The sequence below is a fragment of the Actinomycetospora sp. genome, from assembly GCF_036497585.1.
Taxonomy (GTDB): Bacteria; Actinomycetota; Actinomycetes; order Mycobacteriales; family Pseudonocardiaceae; genus Actinomycetospora.
Genome location: NZ_DASXJD010000219.1, coordinates 67,641 through 83,660 on the forward strand (window position 1 = coordinate 67,641; position 16,020 = coordinate 83,660).

The 16,020-nt window shown below is 75.7% G+C and carries 14 protein-coding genes; 4 read left to right on the forward strand and 10 right to left on the reverse strand.

All coding sequences use genetic code 11. The features are described 5' to 3' along the window. Positions 1–116: 116 nt before the first annotated feature. From VGH76_RS22260 to VGH76_RS22280, 5 genes are read right to left on the reverse strand one after another with little or no spacing between them, the layout of a single operon-like run. Entirely contained in the window at positions 117–1,583 is a 1,467-nt protein-coding gene (locus VGH76_RS22260; RefSeq protein WP_331558908.1) for an NAD(P)/FAD-dependent oxidoreductase, read from the reverse strand. Further along, a complete protein-coding gene (locus VGH76_RS22265) occupies positions 1,580–2,638 on the reverse strand; it encodes an FO synthase (protein ID WP_331558909.1) in 1,059 nt (352 codons plus the stop codon). Before VGH76_RS22265 ends, VGH76_RS22260 begins: the two co-directional genes overlap by 4 nt. Then, positions 2,635–3,888, reverse strand: a complete 1,254-nt coding sequence (cofG, locus tag VGH76_RS22270) for a 7,8-didemethyl-8-hydroxy-5-deazariboflavin synthase CofG (protein ID WP_331558912.1) — start codon at positions 3,886–3,888, stop codon at positions 2,635–2,637. Before cofG ends, VGH76_RS22265 begins: the two co-directional genes overlap by 4 nt. Further along, complete coding sequence (locus tag VGH76_RS22275) at positions 3,881–5,620, reverse strand: GAF domain-containing sensor histidine kinase (RefSeq protein ID WP_331558913.1); 1,740 nt, start codon at positions 5,618–5,620, stop codon at positions 3,881–3,883. The genes cofG and VGH76_RS22275 overlap by 8 nt, the downstream gene beginning before the upstream one ends. After that, the gene (locus VGH76_RS22280) at positions 5,617–6,345 is read right to left on the reverse strand and encodes a response regulator transcription factor (protein ID WP_331558914.1); all 729 of its coding nucleotides are present in this window, start codon (positions 6,343–6,345) and stop codon (positions 5,617–5,619) included. The genes VGH76_RS22275 and VGH76_RS22280 overlap by 4 nt, the downstream gene beginning before the upstream one ends. A gap of 260 nt (positions 6,346–6,605) precedes the next feature. On the opposite strand from VGH76_RS22280, the gene VGH76_RS22285 reads away from it, so the two are divergent. The 3 genes from VGH76_RS22285 (at position 6,606) to VGH76_RS22295 (ending at position 9,839) form a co-directional block, all read left to right on the forward strand. Beyond that, positions 6,606–7,598, forward strand: a complete 993-nt coding sequence (locus VGH76_RS22285) for an LLM class flavin-dependent oxidoreductase (RefSeq protein ID WP_331558916.1) — start codon at positions 6,606–6,608, stop codon at positions 7,596–7,598. Positions 7,599–7,651: 53 nt separating this feature from the next. Next, on the forward strand, positions 7,652–8,842 hold the full coding sequence (locus VGH76_RS22290; RefSeq protein WP_331558917.1) for an MFS transporter: 1,191 nt from the start codon (positions 7,652–7,654) through the stop codon (positions 8,840–8,842). A gap of 112 nt (positions 8,843–8,954) precedes the next feature. Then, on the forward strand, positions 8,955–9,839 hold the full coding sequence (locus VGH76_RS22295) for a hypothetical protein (protein ID WP_331558918.1): 885 nt from the start codon (positions 8,955–8,957) through the stop codon (positions 9,837–9,839). A gap of 14 nt (positions 9,840–9,853) precedes the next feature. Here VGH76_RS22295 and VGH76_RS22300 read toward each other — a convergent pair whose 3' ends face one another. Genes VGH76_RS22300 through VGH76_RS22315 form a run of 4 tightly spaced genes read right to left on the reverse strand, consistent with a single transcriptional unit; the run spans position 9,854 to position 14,830 of the window. After that, entirely contained in the window at positions 9,854–12,559 is a 2,706-nt protein-coding gene (locus VGH76_RS22300) for a molybdopterin-dependent oxidoreductase (protein WP_331558919.1), read from the reverse strand. Continuing rightward, the gene (locus VGH76_RS22305) at positions 12,556–13,389 is read right to left on the reverse strand and encodes an FAD binding domain-containing protein (RefSeq protein ID WP_331558920.1); all 834 of its coding nucleotides are present in this window, start codon (positions 13,387–13,389) and stop codon (positions 12,556–12,558) included. The genes VGH76_RS22300 and VGH76_RS22305 overlap by 4 nt, the downstream gene beginning before the upstream one ends. 14 nt (positions 13,390–13,403) lie before the next feature. Next, positions 13,404–13,745: a nucleoside deaminase gene (locus VGH76_RS22310; RefSeq protein WP_414637783.1), complete on the reverse strand. Its 342-nt coding sequence runs from the start codon at positions 13,743–13,745 to the stop codon at positions 13,404–13,406. 2 nt (positions 13,746–13,747) lie between these two features. Further along, positions 13,748–14,830 (reverse strand): isopenicillin N synthase family dioxygenase, encoded by a 1,083-nt coding sequence (locus tag VGH76_RS22315; protein ID WP_331558922.1) that lies wholly within the window; start codon positions 14,828–14,830, stop codon positions 13,748–13,750. 704 nt (positions 14,831–15,534) lie between these two features. On the opposite strand from VGH76_RS22315, the gene VGH76_RS22320 reads away from it, so the two are divergent. Then, positions 15,535–15,834 (forward strand): hypothetical protein, encoded by a 300-nt coding sequence (locus VGH76_RS22320; protein WP_331558923.1) that lies wholly within the window; start codon positions 15,535–15,537, stop codon positions 15,832–15,834. A 45-nt stretch (positions 15,835–15,879) separates the two neighbouring features. Here the strand turns inward: VGH76_RS22320 and VGH76_RS22325 are convergent. Continuing rightward, positions 15,880–16,020, reverse strand: a 141-nt coding sequence (locus VGH76_RS22325; protein WP_331558925.1) for a VOC family protein, incomplete at its 5' end; no start/stop codon positions are given.

Sequence of the window (16,020 nt, forward strand, 5' to 3'; positions counted from 1 at the left end):
CCCTCTCGCCGCCCCCGGACGCTCCCGGCGGGCGCTGGTCCCCGACGAGGTACAGCTACCCGCGGACGGCGGAGGTGACTCCGCCGCGTGAGCACCGAGTGTGGTGACGGACGGGGTCAGCGCTCACGCGGTGCGACGTAGGGCGCCGGGTCGAAGCGGGCGTTGCGCTCGCGGAAGGAGCGCGCCGACCCGGGCCAGAGCAGCGTCAGGCGCCCGCTGGTCTCGTCGACGTACCAGCTGCGACATCCGCCGGAGAGCCACACGGTGTCCCGCGCGGCGGCGTCGACGTCCCGGACGTAGTCCTGCTCGGCGGCCGCGGACACCTCCAGCGGTCCGCCGGCCCGGGCGAGGTGGTCCAGCGCGCCGAGCACGTACTCGATCTGGGTCTCGATCATGTAGATCGCGGAGTTGTGCCCCAGGCTCGCGTTGGGCCCGTCGAGCACGAACATGTTGGGGAACCCGTGCACGCTGGTCGAGGCGTAGGCGGTCATCCCGTCCGCCCAGTGCTCGGCCAGGGTGCCCCGCCGCCCGTGCACCCGGGGCGCGTAGGGCTGGCGGGCGGCGTGGAAGCCGGTGGCGAGCACGAGCGCGTCGAGGTCGTAGCGGGCACCGGAGGCGGCGACGGCGGTGCGCCCGTCGACCCGGGCGAGCGCGGAGTCCTCGAGCACCACGTCGTCGCGGACCAGCGCCGGGTAGAGCTCGTCGGAGAGCACGATGCGCTTGCACCCGATCTCGTAGCCCGGCGCGAGACGGCTGCGCAACGCGGGGTCGCCGACCTGGTCGCGCAGATGGCGCCGCGCGCGTTCCCGCAGCTCGTCGATGGCCGGGCGCACCCGCCGTCGGGCGTCGACGGCACGCTCCGCGTCGTCGAAGATCTCCTCGCGGAGCGCGCGGGCGGCCTCCGGGTGCCGGGCGAGCCGACGGCGCTCGCCGGCGGAGTAGGGGCGGTCGCCCCGCGGCACCACCCACGCCGGGGTGCGCTGGAAGACCACGAGCTCCGCAGCCCGGCCGGCCAGCCGCGGGATCACCTGCGCGGCGGAGGCCCCGGTGCCGACGACGCCGACGCGGCCCCCGTCGAGCGCGACGTCGTCGTCCCAGCGCGAGGTGTGCATCACCGGGCCGGGGAACTCGCCGAGCCCCTCGACGTCGGGGATGCGTGGCTCGGTGAGGCGGCCGGCGGCGAGGACGAGGACGCGCGCCCACCAGGTGCCGGCCGCCGTCGCCACCTCCCAGCGCCCGTGCGTGGCGGACCAGCGGGCGCGCTCCATCTCCGCCCCGTAGCGCACGTGCGGCTCGACGCCCTCCTCGACCGCGGCACGGCGCAGGTAGTCCTGGATCTCCTCGCCGGGGGCGAACACCCGCGACCAGTCCGGCGCCGGACGGAACGAGTAGGAGTACAGGTGCGAGGGGACGTCGCAGGAGACGCCGGGGTAGCGGTTGTCCCGCCAGGTGCCGCCGACGTCGCCGGCCCGCTCGAGGACGACGAAGTCGGTGAAGCCCCGCCGGGCGAGCCGGATCGCGAGGCCCAGCCCGGCGAAGCCGGCGCCGACGACCGCGACGTCGACCCGCCCGTCCTGACTCACGACCGCCCCACCGTGACGCGCTCGGCCGGGACCTCCCCGTAGAGCGTGGTCCGCTGGCGCACGGGCCGTCCCAGCTCGGCGGCGATCGCCGTGACGTCCGCCGCGGTGAGCACCCGCCCGGCCTCGGGACCGGCCGCCGGGTCGAGGGTGCCGTCGAGCAGCAGCCCGCCCAGGTCGTCGGCGCCGCCGCGCAGCACGTCGAGCACTGTGTCGCGGTCGAGCTTCGGCCACGCGGCCTGGACGTGGTCGATCCGGCCGTGCAGCAGGAGGCGCGCCACGGCGTGCAGGGCGCGGGTCTCGCGGGGCGTGGCGCCGCGCACCCGGCCCGCGAGGTGCTCGGGGACGTCGACCAGTGGCATCGCGATGAGCTCGGTGAACCCGCCCGTGCGGTCCTGGATCGCGGCGAAGGCCCGCAGGTGGGCGATCTGCTGGGCGGGGGTCTCGACGTGGCCGTAGACGATCGTCGCCGTCGAGCGCAGCCCCACCTCGTGCGCCGTCGTCACCAGCTCGATCCACCGCGCGGCGCGGATGTCGGCGCCGTCGGTGAGCAGGCGGCGGACGTCGTCGTCGAGGATGCGCGCCGCGGTGCCGGGCACCGAGCCGAGGCCCGCCTCGCGCGCCGCGGTGAGGAACTCGCGCGGCGTGAGACCCGCGCGGTCGGCCGCCTGCGCCACCTCCGCGGGGCGGAACGCGTGCAGGTGCAGCGGCTGCCGGTCCGTGATGCGCCGTACCAGCTCCAGCGGGGCGTCCGGGCCGGCGTCCTCGGGGACGGGGCCCTGGACGCAGATCTCGGTCGCCCCGAGCTCGGCGGCCTCGTCGACCAGCGCATCGAGGTGCTCGGGCTCGGTGACCAGGGCCGCGGCGAGGTTGCGGTTGACGACGACGGTGAGCCCGGCGCCCACGGTGTCGCGGCGCACCGCGTCGGCGAGGCCGCACAGCGCCTCGAGCTCGTCGCCCTCGGCGCCCAGCAGCTCGACGTAGCCCTCGTCGGGCAGGCCCGCCGGGTCGTGCTCCGCGGCGGCGAGCCGGGAGCGCACGGCGGCGGGCGCGCTCACCGCGCGCCCACCCGGGTCCGCGGCGCGGCGAGCCCGTCGGCGTCGGCCAGCGCGTCGACGGCGGGCGCCACGGCCGGGTCGATCCAGCTCGGGTCGCCGACGTAGCGCGGGTAGACGGTGAGCCGCGGCCGCAGCGCGAAGCCCGCCTCCGCCGTGACGCGGGCGAGGTCGTCGAGGCCGGGCCAGGGGCGCTCGGGGTTGACGTGGTCGGGCGTCACCGGGGAGACGCCGCCCCAGTCGTCGATCCCCGAGCGCAGCAGCAGCGTCTGGTCGCGATGGGCCGAGTCGGCGGTGTCCCCCTCGCCGAGCTCGCCGGCGAGGTTCGGCGGGGCCTGCACGCTCACCCCGAGCGGCATCACCAGGCGCGCGACCGCCACCGCCGCGACGAACTCGTCGAACTCGGCGTCGGGCTCGTCGCGCATCGCGGTGTCGGGCTTCGCGCGGAAGTTCTGCACGATCACCTCCTGGAGGTGGCCGTACCGCTCGGCGAGCCGGGCGAGCGCCAGCAGCGACTCCGCCCGGTCGCGCAGCGTCTCGCCGAAGCCGACGAGGATGCCGCTGGTGAACGGCACCCGGGCCCGGCCGGCGTCGGCGAGCGCCCGAAGCCGCACCCCGGGGTCCTTGTCCGGCGAGCCGAAGTGCGCCCCGCCGGGCGCGACGAGCAGCGACGACGTGGACTCGAGCATCATCCCCATCGACGGCGCGACGGGGCGCAGCGCGGCCAGCTCGTCGGGGCTCATCACCCCGGGGTTGAGGTGGGGCAGCAGACCGGTCTCGGACAGCACCGCCTGCGCGCCGGCCCGGACGTAGTCGATCGTCGAGGCGTACCCGCGCGCGTCGAGCCAGTCGCGCGCCGCCCGCCAGCGCGCCTCCGGGCGGTCGCCGAGCGTGAAGAGCACCTCGGTGCACCCCTGTGCTGCGCCCTCGCGGGCGATGTCGAGGACCTCGTCGAGCTCCAGGTACGCCGCGGGCAGCCGGCCCGGCACGGTGGCGAACGTGCAGTAGTGGCAGCGGTCCCGGCACAGGCGGGTCAGCGGGACGAAGACCTTGGGGCTGTAGGTCACGACGCCGAGGCGACCCTGCTCGGCGAGGTGCGCCTCGCGGCGGGCGGCGGCCCGGGCGAGCAGGTCGTCGAGCTGCGCACCGCGGGCGGAGAGCAGCGCGACGAGGGTGTCGACGTCGGCGCCCGAGCGGTCCTCGCCCGTCGGTACGGTCGTGCCGCGCCCCGCGGCACCCCGGTGATCAGCCACGGTCCGAACGTACGCCCGGGTCGGCGGCACCGGCCACGTCCGGAGATCCACACGGCTCCGCGGTGGCCGCCCGGGGCAGGCGCACCGTCACCGTCGTGCCCGTGCCGGGCGTGCTCTCGACCGTCACCGTGCCCGCCATCGCCTCCACCAGCCCGCGGACGAGCGCGAGCCCCAGCCCGGTCCCGCTGCCGGCGTCGTCGCCCTCGGCCCCGCCGAGCTGCGCGAACGGCTCGAAGAGCCGGGGCACCAGTGCGGGCGCGATGCCGGGCCCGCCGTCGGACACGGTCAGGACCACCTCGCTGGACTCGGCCACCGCGTCGACGTGCACCCAGCCGTCGACGTGGTTGTGCCGCACCCCGTTGGTGACGAGGTTGATGAGCACCTGCCGCACCCGGCGGGGGTCGGCGCCCGCGGTCGGTCCGCCCGCGGTGGGCAGGTCGGTGGTCCGCCGGATCCCGCGGCGGGCGGCGACGGGCTCGAGCAGGTCGAGCACCTCGCGCACGAGCGCCGCCAGGTCGACCGTCCCCGGCGCGAGCGGCAGGGCGCGGGCCTCGAGGCGGGCGAGGTCGAGGACGTCGCCGACCAGGTCGAGCACGTGACGCGCCGCGGCGTCGATGTGGCCGAGCGCCGCCTCCCGCCGGGCGGGCGGCAGCTCGAGGGTGCCCAGCAGCTCCGAGAACCCGATGATCGCCTGCAGCGGGGTGCGCAGCTCGTGGCTCAGCGTGGAGAGCAGCTCGGACTTGGCCCGGCTCGCGTCCTCGGCGACGCGGGCCGCGAGCTCGGCCTCCCGGCGTGCGTCGCGGTCGCGCTGCGCCGCGCGCCGCGCGGTGACGTCGACGACGTTGAGGCTCACGTAGCGCCCGCGCCCCCCGCCGACGACCGAGGCCGTGAGCGCCGCCTCCACGGTGCGCCCGTCGCCGCGCACCAGCGCCACCTCGAGCGGTTCGGCCGGAGCCGTGCCCGCCGCGAGGCCGCGCAGCAGCAGGCGGGCGCCGGCGCGGTCGTCGGGCCGCAGCACGGTGTCGAGGTCCGCGGCGAGCAGGGTGGTGGCCGGGTGCCCCAGCATCGCGGCGAGCGCGTCGTTGACCTTGAGGAACCGCCCGCCGAGGTCGGTGAGCGCCATCCCGACGGCGTTGTCCTCGAAAGCGCGGCGGAACCGCTCCTCGCTCTCGGCGAGCGCGCCGTAGAGCCGGTCGTGCTCCAGGGCCACGGCCGCGAGGTCGGTGAACCGCGCGACGAGGCGGCGCTCGCGCGCGTCCGGGCGGTGCGGGCGGGCGTGGTAGACCGCGAACGTGCCCAGGACGCCGTCGTGACCGCGGATCGGGCTCGACCAGCAGGACCCGAGACCGTGGGGCAGCGCCAGCGTCCGGAACCGGTCCCACCGCGCGTCCCGGGCGATGTCCTCGGCGACGACGGCCTCGTCGAGGTAGGCCGCGGTGCCGCACGACCCGGCGTCGTCGCCGATCGCCAGCCCGTCGATGGCCGCGGAGTAGGCGGCGGGCAGCGAGGGGGCGGCCCCGTGGTGCAGGGTGCCCCGCGTCGGGTCGAGCACCAGCACCGAGCAGCGGCTGCCGGGGATGAGCTCCTCGAGCGCGAGCGTGACGGCCCCGAGCACCTCACCGCGGCCGGCCCCGCCCGCGAGCAGCTCCAGCACCCGGTGCTGGCGGTCGAGGAGCCCCGCGGTGTCGCCGGCGTCGAGGGCCTCGGGCGCCTGCGGCGCGTCGGTCGTCACGGGTCGAGCTGGTAGCCCACGCCCCGCACGGTGCGGATGCGCGGCCGGGCCGCCGGGTCGAGGCCGAGCTTCGCGCGCAGCCGGTGGACGTGCTCGGTGACGGTCGCCTCGCCCTGCCAGCCCTCGCTGCGCCACACCTGGGCGAGCAGCTGGGCACGGCTGAAGACCTGTCGGGGGTGGGCGACGAGGAAGGCCAGCAGGTCGAACTCCCGCGCGGTGAGCTCCACCGGCTCCCCGCCGACGGTGGTCTCGCGGGCCGCGGCGTCGAGGGCGAGGTGGCCGCAGACGACCGGGGGGTTGGTGGCCGCGGTGGGGCGGGACCGGCGCAACACGGAACGGACCCGCGCCGCCAGCTCGCCCGGCGAGAAGGGCTTGACCAGGTAGTCGTCGGCGCCGAGGTCGAGCCCGACGATCCGGTCGGTCTCCCCGCTGCGCCCCGAGAGCACGATCACCGGCAGCGCCTCGGTGGTCGCCGCGCCCCGGACCCGGCGCAGCACGTCGAGCCCGCCGACGCCGGGCATCGTCAGGTCGAGCACGACGAGGTCGGGCCGCTCGGCGTCGATCGCCGTCATCGCCTCGGCGCCGTCGCCGGCCTGGGCGACCGCGAAGCCGTCGCTCTCGAGCTGCCACGACGCGAGGGTGCGCACGGCCTCGTCGTCGTCGACGACGAGCACCCGTGGTGCGCTCGGGTCCACGTCGACCCCCTCCTCGCTCCGAGGGAGCATCGTGCCCGCGGCGTGACCCGACCCACAAGTCCGTGGTCACCCGGGCACCGTCCGTTGAGACGACGTTGAGGAAACGTTGTCCCCGCTGTGAGGCGCATCACCCAAGGTGGTCGCGTGCCCGCAGCGACGCCCGCCCGTGCGCAGGACCCGTGCGTCCTCGTGCCGGACCAGGCGGCTGCGGCGACCGGCGGAGCCCTCGGCGTCGCTCCGCCCTCGAGGAGATCCGCACCGACCACGACCTCACGGTCAGGAGGCCCGTCATGAAGCTCGCGCTCTACCTCCCGAACTTCCGTACCGAGATCACGGTGAAGGAGCTCGAGGACCTCACCGAGCTCGCCGAGGAGCTCGACTTCGACTCGGTCTGGACACTCGACCGCATCGTCGTCCCGGAGGCCTCCGACCGGGAGCAGCTCCAGCACTCGTTCGGGATGATGGACGGGCTCCCCAACGCGCTCCCCGTGGCCTCCACGGGCAACTGGCTCCAGGGCTTCCCGCTCATCCCGTGGCTCGCGGCGAAGACGTCGAAGGTGCGCATCGGGATGAGCATCATCGACACCCCGTTCCGCTCGCCCGGGGTGCTCGCCGCCGAGCTGGCGACCATCGACCACCTGTCGAACGGCCGGCTCAACGTGGGCCTGGGCTCCGGGTGGATGCCCGAGGAGTTCGCGGCGGCCAGCGCGTCCTACATCTTCCCGAAGCGCCACAAGCACGTGCGCGAGTCGATCGAGATCATGCAGGGCGTCTGGGCCAACGAGCACTTCGAGTACCACGGCGAGTTCGCCGACTTCGACCCGTGCGGGTTCGGCGCGAAGCCGCTGCAGCAGCCGCGCCCGCCGATCTTCATGAGCGGGCTCAAGGACCCGCTGCGCTCGGCCAAGCGCATCGCCAAGTACGACCTCGACGGCTGGATCGGGATCCAGGACTCGCCGGAGCGGCTCGGGGAGTGGCTCACCGCCATCGACCAGCAGTTCGAGGAGATCGGCAGCTCGAAGCGGTCGAAGGACCTCGAGATCTGCTCGATGATCTGGACGGTCATCACCGACGAGGAGGTCGACCAGACCGTCAACGGCGTCGCGTCGAACCTGCTGGTCGGCACGGAGAAGCAGCTCACCGACCGGCTCAAGGCCTACAAGGAGGCCGGGATGACGATGCCGCTGATCTGGCCGCCGTTCACCGACGTGCCGACCTCGAAGACGATGGACGACCTGAAGCGGATCAAGAACGACATCATGCCGAAGGTCGAGGCCTCCTGATCCCGGTCTGACGCCTCCGGGCGGGCTGCCGCCGCTGCTGGCAGCCTGCCCGGATGGTCCGCCTCCCCGACGCCCGCGGCCGGGCGCTCGGGGCGCTGTGCCTCACCGAGATCGTCAGTTGGGGAACCCTCTACTACGCCTTCCCGGTGCTGCTGGGTCCCATCACGGCCGAGACCGGGTGGTCCGCGACGGCGACCGTGGGCGCGTTCTCGACGGGGGCGATCGTCTCGGCGGTCACCGGGATCGCCGTCGGGCGGCTCATCGACGCCCGCGGGCCGCGCTCGGTGATGACCACCGGCTCGGTGCTCGGGGTGGTCGCGCTGCTGGCGGTGGCCGCCGCGCCGACGCTGCCGTGGTTCTACCTCGCGTGGGCGCTGGCCGGGGTCGCGCAGGCCGCGACGTTCTACCCGCCGGCCTTCGCGGCGATCACCGGCTGGTACGGCGAGCGGCGGCTGCGCCCGCTCACGACGGTGACCCTCGTGGCGGGGTTCGCCTCGACGGTGTTCGCGCCGGTCACGGCAGCGCTCGCGGGGCACCTGACATGGCGTGGCACCTACGTCGTGCTCGCCGTGGTCCTCGGCGTGGTGACGATCCCGCTGCACCTGCTGCTGCTCACCCCGCCCTGGCGGCCGTCGGACTCGTCGGGTCGGTCGGGTGCGTCCGGTACGGCGACCGAGGAGATCGAGCACGCCCGGTCGGTGGTGCGCTCGGCGCGGTTCGTGGTGCTCGCGGTCGTGATGACGGCGGCCGGGTTCGGGCTGTACGCGGCGACGATCAACCTGGTGCCGTTGCTCGAGAGCCGGGGTGCGTCGCTGGGGACGGCGGCGCTCGGGCTGGGGCTGGTCGGGGTGGGCCAGGTGGCCGGCCGGCTGGTGTTCGGGCCGTTGAGCCGCGCGACGTCGCCGGGCGGCCGGGTGACCGTGGTGGTCGTCGTCGGCGGGGCGTGCGTCGTCGTGCTCGGCCTGCTCCCGGGGCCGGTGGGACTGCTCGTGGCGGTCGCCGTCGCGGCCGGGGCGGCCCGGGGGCTGCACACGCTGCTGCAGGCCTCGGTGGTGTCCGACCGGTGGGGTACGGCGTCCTTCGGGCGGATCAACGGGGTGTTCTCCGCGCCGACGACGGTGGCCGTGGCGCTCGCCCCGGCCGGTGGGGTGGTGCTGGCGGGGCTCCTCGGCGGGTTCGGGCCGGCGTTCGTGGTGCTCGGGGCGCTCGCCGTGGTTTCCGGGGTGGTGGCGTTCCGGTTGTAGTCGGCCGCCCGTCGAGTGGACGCTCATGCACGTGCCGGGACCGTTTCCGGGTGCATGAGCGTCTTCTCGACGATCGATGGAGCCGATCGGGCCCGCGGCGCGTCGAAGTCCCGTGGCGATCAAGGAGTGGCCGACGGACCGTCCCTTCCGGGCCTCCGAGGCGGTGCGCGCGGGGCTGGTGACCTGGCGGGTCCTGCAGGGCCCCGGTTTCCGGCGCCTGGCGCACGACACGTACGTCGCGGCCGCAGTGGAGGACTCGGACGGTCTCGTGATCCGGGCGGCCGTGGTCTGGGGCGGCCCCACAGCGGTGGTGACCGGCTGGTCCGCGTGCCGCTGGTGGGGCTGCGAGGTCCTGCCCCGCCCAGAACCGCCGGTCGAGCTCGTGGTTGCCGAGCGCCGTCAGAGCCCGCCGCCCGGCTGGCTGGTCCGCCGGGGTCGACTCCGGAACGAGGACGTCGTCTCGCACGAGGACCTGCGGCTCACGACCCCCCTGCGCACGGCCTATGACCTCGCCCGCCTGGCTCCCCGGGATGACGCGGTGGTCGCTGGGGACGCGCTCGCCCGGACCGGCGGGTTCATCGGCACGGAGCTCGAGCGGTTCGCCGTCGCGCTCGGAACGATGCGGGGATGCCGCCGTGTCCCGGCCGTCGCGCGGCTGGTCGATCCCCGCGCTGAGTCACCGATGGAGACTCGGGTCCGCCTGGACGTCGTGCGGGCCGGCTTTCCGCCTCCGGTGTCCCAGCACGAGGTGTGGGACGGGCCGTGGTTCGTGGCGCGCCTCGACCTCGCGTGGCCGGAGTGGAAGGTCGCGCTCGAGTACGACGGCCACGACCACGCCGCCGACGACCGCCGCGGGCGCGACGTGGAACGCATCGACGAGCTACGTGGGCTCGGGTGGGTGGTGATCACCGTGACCGCTCGCCAGTACTTCCACACCCCCCGTTGGATCGAGCGGCGGGTCCGCGAGGAGCTCACGGCCCGCGGAGCCCGACTCTGATCCACTCGGTGGGGTCAGGCGTCCCGGCAGAGGGCCCAGACGCGGTCGCGGGTCATGGGGAGGCGATACGGCCGGGCCCCGACGGCGTCCCGGATGGCGTTGGCCAACGCCGGCGGCACCGGGTTGTAGGGCGACTCGCTCATCGACTTGGCCCCGTACGGTCCGAGGGCGTCGACGGTCTCGGCGAAGAACACCTCGGTGCGCGGCACGTCCGCGTACTGCGGCAGGTGGTAGTCGCGCAGCACCCGCGTGGTCACGCGCCCGGCGTCGTCGAGGAGGACCTCCTCGTAGAGCGCGCTACCGATCCCCTGGGCCACCCCGCCCTCGACCTGCCCGCGGCACTGCTGCGGGTTGACGACCACCCCGGCGTCGGCGGCCTGCACCGAACGCAGGATCCGCACCTCCCCGGTGGCGGTGTCGACGGCGACGCGCACCGCGTGCACGTTGAAGGCCACCGAGCGGGGCGACCCGTCGTGCTCGCCGTTCCCGCGGGCGCCCGCGAGCGCGGCCAGCCCCACCGACCTCCCATCCGGTGCCGCGACCCCGGCCGGCCCGAGCCGGCACTCCTCGAGCGCCGCACCGAGGAGCGCCGCAGCCTTCCCGCGCAGCTCGGCGGCCAGCGCCTCGGCCGCCCGCGCCACCGCGGTCCCCGCCACGACCGTGCCCGTCGACCCGAACGCCCCGGTGTCGACCGCTACGGAGTCGGTGTCGGCCCCCGTCACGACGACGCGGTCCAGCGGCGCGCCGAGCGCGGTGGCCGCGATCTGGGCGTGGACGGTGGCGGTGCCGTTGCCGAACTCGGCCGTGCCGACCCGCACCCGGAAGGAGCCGTCCGGCTCGACGGTGATGCTCGCCCGGGACCGGTGCCCCCTGGGCGGGATCGTCGCGATCATCGCGACCGCCATCCCCTGCCCCACCCGCCACGACGGACCGTCCGGCGCCGGGTCACCATCCCGACCCACCGCGGCCTGCGCGAGGTCGAGGCACTGCGGCAGGCCGTCGGAGCCGAAGCGCAGGTCGTCGGGGTGCTCGGCCGGGTCGGCGGAGGCGACGAAGTCGTCCCCCGGGCGGATCACCGTGCCGCGCCGCAGGTCGAACGGGTCGATCCGCAGCTCCCGGGCGAGGTCGTCGAGGGCCGACTCGATCGCGAACTGCACCTGCCCCAGCCCGTACCCGCGGAACGCGCCCGACGGCGGCGTCGTCGTGTAGACCGCCTCGGCGTCGACGCGCTTGTTCGGGCAGCGGTAGAGCGCCATCGACTCGTGGCAGCCGTGGAACATCACCCCCGGCGAGTGGTTGCCGTGGGCGCCGGCGTTCGAGAGCACGTCGATGGCGAGCGCGGTGAGCGAGCCGTCGGGGGTGCCGGCAACGGTGACCGACACCCGCATCGGGTGGCGGGTCGGGGTCGCGGTGAGCGACTCGGTGCGCGTGAGCTCCCACTGCACCGGGCGCCCGGTCGCCAGCGTGGCCAGCGCGGTGAGGTCCTCGGTCAGCAGCTCCTGCTTCGAGCCGAACCCGCCGCCGACCCGGGCCGCGTGCACCCGCACCGACTCGCGGGGTCGGTCGAGGAGCCGGGCGAGCTCGTCGCGCACCAGGAACGGCACCTGGGTGGAGGTCCGCACCACGAGCCGGCCGTCGGGATCCACCCACGCCCTGCTGGCGTGGGTCTCGAGCGAGGAGGGCGAGACCCGCCCGGTGTGCCAGGTCCCGGTGACGACCGCGCCCCCGGCGGCCCGCGCCGCCGCGATCCCCGCCGCGACGTCCCCGACCCCCTCGTGGATCGCGGCGACGACGTTGTGGGCCGGGTCGAGGATGCGGCACTCCGGCCCCTTGTCACCGTGCACCGCCACGGACTCCCGGGCGGTCTCCGGGTCGAGCACCGGCTCCCGCGGCTCGTAGTCGACGACGACGGCGCGGGCGCCCGCCTCGGCGGCCGCCAGGTCAATCCCGACGACGGCCGCCACCCGCTCACCGTGGAACCGCACGACGTCGTCGAGGATGCGGGTGTCGTCGGGATCGTCGAGCCGGTCCTCGTGGCGGGCGGTGGAGAACAGCGTCGCCGGGGTGTTCTCGTGGGTGAGGACGGCGAGCACTCCCGGCAGGGCGAGGGCGGCGGCGGTGTCGATCGCGACGATCCGCGCGTGGGCGTGTGGGCTGCGCACGACGACGAGGTGGGCGAGGTCGTCCGGCGTCGGACCGTCAAGGGTGTAGGTCTCCGCGCCGCGCACGATCCGCGCCGACGCCGGCGCCGGGGCGGGGGCGCCGAGCGCGGGCCCCGAGGCCGGGAGGCCCGTCGTCACCCGCCCGTCGAGGGCATCGGCCACCGCGCGGTACCCGGTGCAGCGGCACAGGTTCCCCTGCAGGGTGCGGGCACGCGCCGCGGGGTCGGCGAGACGGTCGGCGAACGCGCACGCCGTCGTCACCATCCCCGGGGTGCAGAAGCCGCACTGGAAGCCGGCGGCGGCCACGAAGCGCTCCCGGACGTCGTCGGGACCCTCCGGCAGGCCCGCCGCCGTCGTCACCTCCGCGCCCGCCGCACGCAGCGCCGGGTAGAGGCAGGAGTGCACGGACACGCCGTCGACCAGAACGGTGCAGGCGCCGCAGTCGCCGGAGTCGCAGCCCTTCTTCACCGCGTGGTGGCCGTGGTCGCGCAGGTAGGTCCGCAGGCACTGGCCGGGGCGGGGCCCCTCGGGCAGCGGGACGCCGTCGACGCTGGTCACCGCAGCTCCGTCCGGATCTCCTCGGCGAGGTGGCGGGTCATCGCGTGGCGCCACTGCGGGGTGCCGTGCGGGTCGGCGTACCAGCCGCCGTGGGTGTCGGCGAGCGCGTCGAGGTCGGCCGCGAGCGACCCGGCGTCGGGGAGGTCCGGGTAGCGCAGCACCGCGGGCCGGGGCAGCGCGGCGGTGACGGCGAGGGTGAACCCGCCGTCGGGGTCCCGGCGGCCCGCGAGCAGCACCGCCGAGCGCCCGAGCGCGGAAAGCGAGGCCTTGCGCAGCGCCGTGCGCCCGCGCAGCGCGGCGGCGGGGAGGTGCACCGCGCGCAGCAGCTCGCCGGCGGCGAGCGTGGTGCGCTGCGGCCCGGCGACGAGGTCGACGACGGGCTCGCGACGCTCGGCCCCGGCGGCGTCCCACACCACCGCGACGCCGTCGAGGGCGGCCGCCATCGTGATCATCGGTCCGGCGGGCAGCGCGAGGCAGACGTTCCCGCCGACGGTCGCGACGTGCCACACCTTGCGGGACCCGACGAGCGCCTCGGCGCACCCGGCCAGCAGCGGCAGGGCAGGCCACTGCGGGAACCCGGCCGGGTCGAGGTCGGCGAGCTGGGCGAGCGTGGCGGTGGCCGCGACGGTGAGGCCGTCGGGGTCGGCGGTGAGCGGGGTCCACCCGGCCGCGGTGAGGTCGACCAGGCCGCGCAGGTGGGGCTGGGGCACCGAGAACAGCCAGGTCCCGCCGCCGAGCAGGGTCCGGTCGGGCCCGAGACCGGGCAGCAGCGCGCGGACCTCGTCGTCGCCGATCGGTCGGTCGAGGGCCTCGACGGTGAGCAGGTCCATCGTCCCTCCCGGACTCAGTAGTGCACGCGGTCGGTCCTGGCGAGCCACGCGTCGAACGGGGCGCGGGGATCGAGCTCCAGCCGACCCCCGAGGGCCTCGACCCGCATCGGCCAGGTGCCGGGATCGCGGGCGAACAGCTCGTAGAACTCCAAGTCACCTCGTTCGCGGCACGCGGCGCGGATGGCGGTGACCTCGGCGTGGGCGGTCGGGTCCAGGTCCCGCGTCACGCGGTTCTGGCCGCGCGCGATCACCCGGTCGCCCTCGACGATCACCGCGCCGAACGGCCCGCCGCCCTCGGCGACGTTCTGCTGGGCGAGCCCGACGGCCTCGCCCAGCCAGGTCTCGTCGGTCGGCACGGTCACCGGGCGTCTACCGACGAGATCTGGCTGGTGGCGGCGTGCACGCGGGCGGCCTCGCGGTCGGCGGCGGCGTTGGGGGTGCCGCCGCGGCTGCCGCCGAGCTTGGCGGCGAGGTGGTCGCGGATGGTCGTCGGCGGGTACGGCTGCGCCCCGGCGAGCGGGAGGGTCTCGACGACGGCGTCGAGGTCGCCGTCGTGGAAGAAGGCGGCGGAGCGGCGGCGCCGGATGCGGAGTCCTCCCCCCGGGCGTTGCTCGATCGGCGGCTTCACCCGGTGCAGCGTCGAGCGCCAGCGGTCGCCGGTGAGCCGCGCGGTGAGGTCGCCCAGGTTGACCAGCAGCGCCCCCTCGGCGGGCAGCACGTCGTGCCACACGCCGTCGTCGGGACCCAGCACCTGCAGGCCCGCGACCCGGTCCGCCCAGAGGACGGTGACGATCCCGTAGTCGGTGTGCTCGCCCATGCCGGTGAGATCGGCGCCGTCGGGGAGGTCCTGCTCGTCCAACGCGTAGTTGTTCATCCGCAGCACCTCGACGGGGTCGTGAGCGAGGCGGGTGAACGTGTCGGGCGCGACGTCGAGGGCGTCGGCGAAGGCCGTCGTCAGGGTGCGGGCGACGCGCTGCGCCTCGGCGAACCACGCCTCCACCCGGTCCCGGAAGCCCGCGATGTCGGGCCAGCGGTTCCCGTCGCCGCCGGTCTGCGGGCCGTCCGCGGTGGTGCCGACGTTGAAGGCCTCGAAGAAGTCGTTCATCCGCGTGGCCTGCTCGACGCCGAGGCTGCGGCTCACCGACTCGCTGCGGGGCGGGCTGTAGCCGCGGTTGGTGCCTTCCAGGGGCGAGCGGAGCGACGGGGACGAAGGCTCCGTGACGACGAGGGCCTTCTTCTCGGCCACCGGGAGGGCGAAGACGTCGTCGAGGGCGGACGCGAGACCCGCGGCGACGTCGTCGGGCACCCCGTGGCCGGTGACCTGCACGAACCCGACGGTGCGGCAGGCCTCGTCGAGGGCGGCCGCGGTGCGCGCGCGAGCCTCGACCGAGCCCTGGGGGTCGACGTAGGGCGCGAGGTCGACGGTCGGGACGGCGAACATCGCGGACCTCCGTGACGGTGGTGGGGGCGGGGCGGCCACGGTGCCGACTGCCCACTGTAGGTCGTGGACGGCCGGCAGTCAGGTCAGCGCGACGGCCGCCGCGTGCAGCGCGTCGAGCTCGGCGCGGGCGAGGGCGCCGAACGTCTCCGACCCGTCCTCGTCGCTCCAGCGCGCGAACCCCGGTGGAAGGCGTCGACGCCGAGGTCCGCGGCCAGACCGGCCGTGGCCACGGGAACCCACGGTCGCGCAGCGCCGCGGCCAGGGCGGCCGCGAGCCCGGCGCGCTTGAACGCGTCGCGCTCGACCAGCTCGTCGTGGGACGCCACGACCGCGCGGAGCCGCGGCTCGAACTCGCGCTGCTCGGGGGTGAAGCTCGCGGTGACGGCGTCGAGCGCGGCCGCCACGAGCTCGAGGGGGGGCGCCCCGGACGGCACCGCCGCGACCCCCTCCGCGAGCAGGGTGCTGTGGTCGCCTCGCGACCGAGGCCGACCCGCTGCCGACCGCCGGGGTGGTCGGCGGGCGGGGGCGTTCGGTCGACCCGCTGCTCGCGCTGGCCTCGCAGGGGGTGCGCAGCACGGCCGTCCGCATGCCGCGCACGGTCCACCGCGACGGCGAGGGCGGGTTCGCCGGCCTGCTCACCGACCAGGCACGGCGCACCGGGGTGTCGGCCTACCCCCCGGCGACGGCACCCAGCGCTGGCCCGCGGTGCACGCCCTCGACGCAGCGGTCCTGTTCCGGCTGGCCCTCGAGTCGGCCCCGGCCGGGACGGTGTGGCACGCCGTCGCCGACGAGGGCGACGCGGTGCGCGACATCGCCGCGGTCATCGGCCGGCGGCTCGGGCTGCCGGTCGAGTCGCGGCCCGTCGAGTACTTCGGCCCGTTCGGCGAGATCTTCGCGATGGACCAGCCCGCCTCCAGCATGCACACCCGTGAGGCGCTCGGGTGGACGCCGAGCCACCCCGGACTCCTCGCCGACCTCGGTGCGCTCCGCGCTCGTGAGCGGTAAAATCGTCCTATACGGCGTAATAGTGCTCCCCAGGCCGAAGGCCACCTAGTCCAGGCAGAACTCGTTGCCCTCGGGGTCGGCCATGACGATGTTGCCGCCGATCAGCGGTGGGTCCGGCTCGACCCGCAGCAGCCGGGTCGCCCCGAGGGCCGTGAGCCGGTCGCACTCCGCCTCGAGCGCCGCCAT

What these genes read in the sequence shown, in the direction of transcription:
- VGH76_RS22280 (WP_331558914.1), bottom strand. Translation starts at nt 6,345, where the DNA reads ATGCTCCCTCGGAGCGAGGAGGGGGTCGACGTGGACCCGAGCGCACCA.
- VGH76_RS22285 (WP_331558916.1), top strand. Translation starts at nt 6,606, where the DNA reads ATGAAGCTCGCGCTCTACCTCCCGAACTTCCGTACCGAGATCACGGTG.
- VGH76_RS22290 (WP_331558917.1), top strand. Translation starts at nt 7,652, where the DNA reads ATGGTCCGCCTCCCCGACGCCCGCGGCCGGGCGCTCGGGGCGCTGTGC.
- VGH76_RS22305 (WP_331558920.1), bottom strand. Translation starts at nt 13,389, where the DNA reads ATGGACCTGCTCACCGTCGAGGCCCTCGACCGACCGATCGGCGACGAC.
- VGH76_RS22315 (WP_331558922.1), bottom strand. Translation starts at nt 14,830, where the DNA reads ATGTTCGCCGTCCCGACCGTCGACCTCGCGCCCTACGTCGACCCCCAG.